General features: G+C 69.8%; 6 protein-coding genes and 1 pseudogene. 2 read left to right on the top strand and 5 right to left on the bottom strand.

Annotated elements, in window-relative coordinates; genetic code table 11:
* Nucleotides 1-38: 38 nt before the first annotated feature.
* Nucleotides 39-581, top strand: coding sequence for a GNAT family N-acetyltransferase (locus E1283_RS29160; RefSeq protein WP_132821166.1), 543 nt, complete (start codon nucleotides 39-41; stop codon nucleotides 579-581).
* Here the strand turns inward: E1283_RS29160 and E1283_RS29155 are convergent.
* From E1283_RS29155 to E1283_RS29135, 5 genes are all read right to left on the bottom strand, one after another.
* On the bottom strand, nucleotides 557-1,162 hold the full coding sequence (locus E1283_RS29155) for a hypothetical protein (RefSeq protein WP_132821165.1): 606 nt from the start codon (nucleotides 1,160-1,162) through the stop codon (nucleotides 557-559). The genes E1283_RS29160 and E1283_RS29155 overlap by 25 nt on opposite strands.
* A 5-nt stretch (nucleotides 1,163-1,167) precedes the next feature.
* Nucleotides 1,168-2,076, bottom strand: coding sequence for a carbohydrate ABC transporter permease (locus E1283_RS29150; protein WP_132821164.1), 909 nt, complete (start codon nucleotides 2,074-2,076; stop codon nucleotides 1,168-1,170).
* The gene (locus E1283_RS29145; RefSeq protein WP_132821163.1) at nucleotides 2,073-3,035 is read right to left on the bottom strand and encodes a carbohydrate ABC transporter permease; all 963 of its coding nucleotides are present in this window, start codon (nucleotides 3,033-3,035) and stop codon (nucleotides 2,073-2,075) included. Before E1283_RS29145 ends, E1283_RS29150 begins: the two co-directional genes overlap by 4 nt.
* Nucleotides 3,036-3,096: 61 nt before the next feature.
* Entirely contained in the window at nucleotides 3,097-4,407 is a 1,311-nt protein-coding gene (locus tag E1283_RS29140; RefSeq protein WP_132821162.1) for an ABC transporter substrate-binding protein, read from the bottom strand.
* A gap of 293 nt (nucleotides 4,408-4,700) precedes the next feature.
* The gene (locus tag E1283_RS29135) at nucleotides 4,701-6,575 is read right to left on the bottom strand and encodes a rhamnogalacturonan lyase (RefSeq protein ID WP_481906707.1); all 1,875 of its coding nucleotides are present in this window, start codon (nucleotides 6,573-6,575) and stop codon (nucleotides 4,701-4,703) included.
* Between E1283_RS29135 and E1283_RS39550 the strand changes: the two are divergent.
* Nucleotides 6,562-6,688: pseudogene (locus tag E1283_RS39550) on the top strand (ABC transporter permease); the annotation flags it as partial. The gene E1283_RS29135 and the pseudogene E1283_RS39550 overlap by 14 nt on opposite strands.

Here is a 6,688-nt window from a genome sequence, read left to right as displayed (position 1 = left end):
GCCCCGCCCTCGCCCCTGCCGAAAGGAACCCCGCCACCGTGACCACGACCACCACGCCGGTCCGGCTCACCACCGGGCCCGAACTCCTCGCCGCCGTCGACGACCTGGCCGACCTGCTGGTCGACGCCGTGGCCGGCGGCTCCTCCGTCGGCTTCCTCGCCGACCTCGACCACGCCGGGGCCGCCGCCTGGTGGGCCGGCCGGGCGCCACTCGTGGCCGACGGCCGGGGGACCGTGTGGCTCGCCAGGGACCCGGTCGACGGCCGGGCCCTCGGCACCGTCAGCCTGGTCAGGGAGGCCATGCCCAACGGCCGGCACCGGGCCGAGGTCGTCAAGCTCATGGTGCGCCGCGAGGCGCGCGGCCGGGGCACGGCCACCGCGCTCCTCGCCGCGGCGGAGGCCGCCGCGGTGGCCGAGGGCCTGACGCTGCTCATGCTGGACACCGAGACGGGCAGCCCCGCCGAGCGGCTCTACGCTCGACGGGGCTGGATCCGGTACGGGGTGGTGCCGGGCCACGCGACCGACCCGACCGGGGTGCCGCTGCCCACCACCTTCTTCTACAAGTCGCTCTCCGCCGCCTGATCGCGCGCCGCGAGCCGCTGCTCCACCGCGATCGCGGCCAGCGCGAGCAGCCCGCCGGCCACCAGCGCCAGCGGGAGCAGCATCCACACGAACACCGCGCACATCAGCCAGCCGAACGCCAGCAGCACCGAGCCGCCCGGGTCGCGCACCGCGCGCTCCGCCGACTCCCGCAGCAGCGCCGGCGCCGTCGCCCCGTCCGGGCGCCAGCCCGCGGCGGCGCGCAGCAGCACGACGCCGAGGGCCAGCAGCATCAGCGGCGTCACCAGCAGCAGCCCGCCGGCGCCCGGCAGCACATCGGCCTGCGCCAGCGACAGGTTCCACAGCAGCACCAGCACGATCCCGGTCACCGCGAGCCCGGCCGCCCACAGCGCGCGGCAGGCCGCCACGAAGTCCCGCAACAGGTCGGCCACCCGCACGCTGTCGCCCGACAGATGGCGCCGCAGGTGCGCCGCGCCGGCCGCGAGCGCGGGCAGCGCGGTGACCACCGGCAGCACCAGCACGGCCACCAGCGCCCCGACGATCACCACCTCGCCGAACAGCGCGAGCCCGGTGCCGAACCGCCCCTCTCGCCGACCCGCCACGGTGCTCACCCCTTCAACCCCTGCGTGGCCACACCGTCCACGATGTAGCGCTGGAAGAGTATGAAGAAGATGAGCACCGGCGCCAGCGCCAGCACCGCCGCCGCCATCTGGGCGCCGTAGTCGGAGACGCTCGTCTGGTCGGTGAACTGGCGCAGCATCAGCGGCAGCGGGTACTTGTCCGGGCTGCGCAGGTAGATCAGCGGCGCCAGGAAGTCGTTCCAGCTCCAGATGAACGCGAAGATCGACGACGTCGCCAACACCGGCCGCATCAGCGGCAGCATGATCGAGGAGAAGATCCGCAGGTGCCCGGCGCCGTCGATGCGCGCCGACTCGTCCAGCTCCCGCGGCAGGTTCCGCATGAACTGCACCATCAGGAAGACGAAGAACGCGTCCGCCGCCAGGAACTTGCCGATCAGCAGCGGGATGTACGAGTCCGTCCAGCCCACCTCGTTGAACATGATGAACTGCGGAATGATCACCACGTGGAACGGGAGCAGCAGGGTGCAGACCATCAGCGTGAAGAACAGTCCGCGGCCCGGGAACTCGATCCGCGAGAACGCGTAGGCCGACACCGAACAGGACAGGCAGATCCCGATCACCGAACCGATGCCCAGCACCATCGAGTTGGTGAAGAACGTCCAGAACGAGATGCCGCCGATGCCGTCCAGCGCGTTCCGGAAGTTGTCCAACGTGGTGTTGTCCGGGATCAGGCCGGTCTCGCCGATGATCTGGTTGGTCGGCCGGAAGGACGACAGCAGCATCCAGACGCCCGGATAGAGCATCACGATCGCCACCGCCCAGACCAGCAGGTGGAACCCCACGGTCCGGCCCGCGCGCCGGCGCCTCACCCGGCGTCGCATCGTCTCGTGTTCGGCGGCCGGAGCCCGGCGTTCGTCGAGGGTAGCGGTGCTCATCGCCCCTCCCCGGTGTAGTGGACCCAGTACCTGGAGGTCCGGAAGAAGATCAGCGTGATGATGCCGACCACGATCACCAGCAGCCACGCCATCGCCGCCGCGTAGCCCAACTGCCCCTGGCCGAAACCGCGCTGGTAGAGGTAGAGGGTGTAGAACAGCGTGGAGTTGGCCGGGCCGCCGCGGCCGCCGGAGATGATGAACGCGGACGCGAACACCTGGAACGAGTGGATCGTCTCCAGCACCAGGTTGAAGAACAGCACCGGCGACAGCATCGGCAGCGTGATCCGGGTGAACTTCCGCCACGGGCCCGCGCCGTCCACGTCGGCCGCCTCGTACAGCTCGCCGGGGATCTGCTTGAGGCCGGCCAGGAAGATGACCATCGGCGCGCCGAACTGCCAGACGGTCAGCAGGATCATCATCGGCATCGTCTTGCTCGGGTCGCCGACCCAGCCGCCCTGCCAGGTGCCGAAGAAGTCGCCGATGTCGTCGACGATGCCCTGGTCGTTGAACATCGCCTTCCACACGATGGCGATGGAGACGCTGGCCCCGATCAACGAGGGCGCGTAGAACAGCGACCGGTAGGTGCCCTGGCCCCGGCGGCGGTTGTTGAGCAGCATGGCCACGCCCAACGCGGCGGCCAGCTTGATCGGCGTACCGACGACCGCGTACGTCACCGTGACCTGGACCGAGTCCAGGAAGCGCGGGTCGTCGAAGAGCCGGGTGAAGTTGTCGACGCCGATCCACTCGCCGCCGCGGATCGGGTGGAAGTCGGTGAAGGCCAGGTAGAGCGAGGCGACCATCGGTCCGGCGGTCAGCGCGATGAAGCCGAGCAACCAGGGCGCCAGGAAGGCGTAGCCGGCCCTGGTCTCGGCGGCCTTCCGCGACGGCCGCTTGCTCTGCGGCCGTCGCGGGGGCTTGCCGACCTTGGCGGACCGGTTCGCCTCATGGGTGAGGGACATGAGGGGGGGTTCCGTTCGGTGCGTGCGTCGTGACCCGGAGGTCACAAGGGGTCGGCGGTGATCAGTTGGTCACCAGCAGGTTGGACGCCTCGGAGAACCAGCGCTCCACGAACTCGTTCGCGTCGATCTGGCCGTAGTCGAACTCCTGGGCCAGCACCTCGACGTACTCGGTCTCCAGGGCACCGAAGCCCTCCGGCTGGAACGGCACGGTCTCGGTGGCGTAACCCTCGTCCCGCACCCGCTGCTCGTACTCGATGACCCGCTGGTCCAGGCTGCCGTCCTCGACCTCGAGCGCGTCCAGCCGGGACTGCGAGGCCGGCACGCCCAGGTCGGTGCCGATGATCTGGCCCGCCTCGGGGTCGTTGATGAGGAAGTCGATCAGCTGCGCGGCCTCCTCGGGGTGCGAGGTGTTGCCGCCCATCGCCAGCTGCATCGTCGGCTTGAAGAACATGTGCTTCTCGCCGTCCGCGGCGGTCGGCATCGGCATCAGCTGGATGTTCTCGCTGCCGAGGTCGGCGCTGTAGCCGCTGATGAAGTTGTCCCAGTGGAACTCGACCGCGGCCTCGCCGCTGGTGAACCCGCCCTTGGGCAGCAACTGCTCGCCACGCTCCCGCGGGAAGAACGCGCTGTCACCCTCGCGCACCGGCTGGGCGCTCTCGATGAAGGCGCGCATGTCGTCCTCGGTGAAGTTCATCTCGCCGGTCTCCGAGAACGGCTCGACGCCCTGCTGGATGAGGTGCTGCATGAAGAACCACCACGTCATGGTGTAGTCGCCCGCGCCGTACACCTGGGGATCGCTGTCCGCGCCGGCCTCGCTGGCCGCCTGGACGAACTCCTGGTAGTCCTCCCAGGTGTAGTCCCAGTCCGGCAGCTCGACGCCGAGCTCCGCCACCAGGTCGGGGTTCACCATCAGCGCGAGGGTATTGCTGCCGGTCGGAATGGCGACCAACTGTTCGTTGGAACGCCCGGAGGCCAGCAGCCCCTCGTCGATCGTCGACGTGTCGAGGCCGTTTCCCTCGAATTCGCTCATGTCGTACAGCAGGCCGTTGTTGGAATATTCCAGGAGCCGGGAGACGTCCATCTGCATCACGTCGGGAAGTTCACCCGAGGTGGCGTCAGTGCTGCGCTGCGTCCAGTAGTCCTGGAACTCGGCGAAGCTGGTCTGCACCGTGATGCCCGGGTTCTGCTCCTCGAACAGCTCGATGACGGCCTCGTAACGCTCGGACCGCTCGTCACTTCCCCACCAGGTGAAGTTGAGGGTCACGTTGCCCCCGTCGCCGCCGTCATCGCCCCCGGAGCCGCAGGCGGTAAGGGCCAGCGAGCCGGCCAGGGCAAAGGCGAGACCGCTCATCGCGGGCTTTCTGATTGACATAGGAGCCTCCCTGCTCTGTCAATGTGTAACAACACTCCGGAGGCGGTGGCTTGGCCTTTCAGGCTCCGGCGCCAACCGAAGTGAATCGTTACAATACCTCCGGGTTCCTACGCGGCAACCGGATGGTGGATAACTTTTGAGAAACACCGTCGTGATCCACCGACACGGTGATCAACGCGGCTCAACTACGAGAACCCTCGAATAAGTGGCCGGCCATTCCGGGCGGCCGGCCCCGTCCCCGAGGGGAAGGGGGCCGGCCGTTTCCGAAAGGCGATTCAGCAAAGCCTGGACATTCAGCTGCGCGCCGTGTACCGGATGTTCGGCCGCGGCTGCCGCTCCGCCATCCCCTCCCCGATGAAGTAGCTCGGGTGCGGGGGCTGGTTGTACGCCACGTTCTGCCACGCCACCGCGAGCCGGTACTGCGGGTCGTGCATCAGCGTGCGCAACCGCAACCCGGTCTCCTCGGTGGTCGTGTAGATCCGCAGCGCCGAGTCGTCCTGGGTGCGGTAGACGACCTCCTCACGCCAGTCCCCGTAGAGGTCCGCCTGGAGCACCGGGGTGCCCTTGGTGTAGTTGTTGGTGTACACGCCCTCCGGCGCGAAGACCTCACGCTGCTCGCCGGTCTCCCAGTCCCACTTGGCGACGTAGGGCGTGCCGGCCGGATCGATCCCCTCCGCGAAGTCGTGGTCCAGGATCTCCCGCAGCGGGTCCCCGTCCCACCAGACCATGAAGTTGGCCGACGGGATGTCCGTGCCGATCAGCGTGCCGTCCGCCGCCCGCAGCTGGCCCTCCCGGGAGTTCCAGGCGCCGGTCGCGGTCACCGCCCAGCTCTCCGCGCCCTCGTGGGTCGGGTCGATGTCGCCGATCGCGCCCCGCCCGGTGTCCCTGATGCCCGGCATGTCGTGGATGATCTCGCCGGTCGCCGCGTCCCGGAACGTCGCGCCCCGGTTGCCCGAGGCCGACATCGACTCGTGCGGCGCGAAGACCTCCAAGCCCGGACGGTCCGGCGCGAAGTCGCCCACGTGCAGCGCGTCACCGTGCCCGAGCCCGGTGTTGTAGAGCACCGAGCCGTCGTCGTCCAGCGTCATCGAGCCGTAGACGATCTCGTCCCTGGCGTCGCCGTCGACGTCCGCCACCGACAGGTTGTGGTTGCCCTGGCCCTCGAACTCCCGGCCCGCCGTGGCCGAGTCGAACGTCCAGCGGTGCTCCAGAGCGCCGTCGGCGAAGTCGTAGGCGGCGAGCACCGTGCGCGTGTAGTAGCCCCGGGCGAACACCACCGACGGGTGTTCGCCGTCCAGGTAGGCCACCCCGGCCAGGAACCGGTCCACCCGGTTGCCGTAGCAGTCGCCCCAGGAGCAGGTGTCGCCGCGCGGCGGCGTGTAGTCCACGGTGTCGACGGCGGCGCCGGTCTCCCCGTCGAACACCGTCAGGTACTCGGGTCCCGCCAGCACGTAGCCCGACCCGTTGCGGTGGTCGGCGGTCGGGTCACCGAGCACCGCGCCGGTGCCGTCCACCGTGCCGTCGGCGGTCTTCACCGCCACCTCGGAGCGGCCGTCGCCGTCCAGGTCGTAGACCATCAGCTGGGTGTAGTGCGCGCCGGCCCTGATGTTGGGGCCCAGGTCGATCCGCCACAGCTGCTCGCCGTCGAGGGTGTAGGCGTCCAGGTAGACGTTCCCGGTGTAGCCGGAACGCGAGTTGTCCTGGGCGTTGCTCGGCTCCCACTTCTGCACGATCTCGTACCGGCCGTCGCCGTCGAGGTCGCCGACGCTCGCGTCGTTCAGGCGGTAGCTGTACGAGGCGCCGCTCGGCGTCACGCCGTCCGGCGGGCGGTTCACCGGGATCTCCCGGTACTGCTCCGCCCAGACGCCGAACCGCTCCGTGCGCTCGGCCTGCCGCCCGCCGCGCACCACCGCCACCTGGTAGACCGAGTCGGCGGTGCCGTGTCGGTCGGTGAAGCTGGTGGCCCCGTTGATCGGGCGGCGGGTGATGCGCTCGCCGTCCCGGTAGACGTGGAAGGAGACGGACTCCGGGTCGAGGCCGAGCATCCGCCAGCCGACGAAGATCCCGTCCTCGGTCTGGACGGCCACCGGGGCCCGGTCCAGGTTCTCCATCTGGCGTGCCGGCTGGTGCGGCCGCCCGCCGTCGGCGGCGGCGACCGCCGCGCTCACCGGCGACCTCGGCCAGTCCCACACCCTGCACCAGCCCGTCGCCCAGGTCATCGGCGAGCGCGTCGGCTGGTCCGTGCTGCTGTGCGCCGTCGCGTTCGTGGCCGCGGTGCTCC

Origin of the sequence: Streptomyces hainanensis (genome assembly GCF_004348415.1) — a bacterium.
GTDB classification, from domain to species: domain Bacteria; phylum Actinomycetota; class Actinomycetes; order Streptomycetales; family Streptomycetaceae; genus Streptomyces; species Streptomyces hainanensis.
Note: the sequence above shows the minus strand (reverse complement) of the source record. Positions and strands in the feature narration are given on the sequence as shown.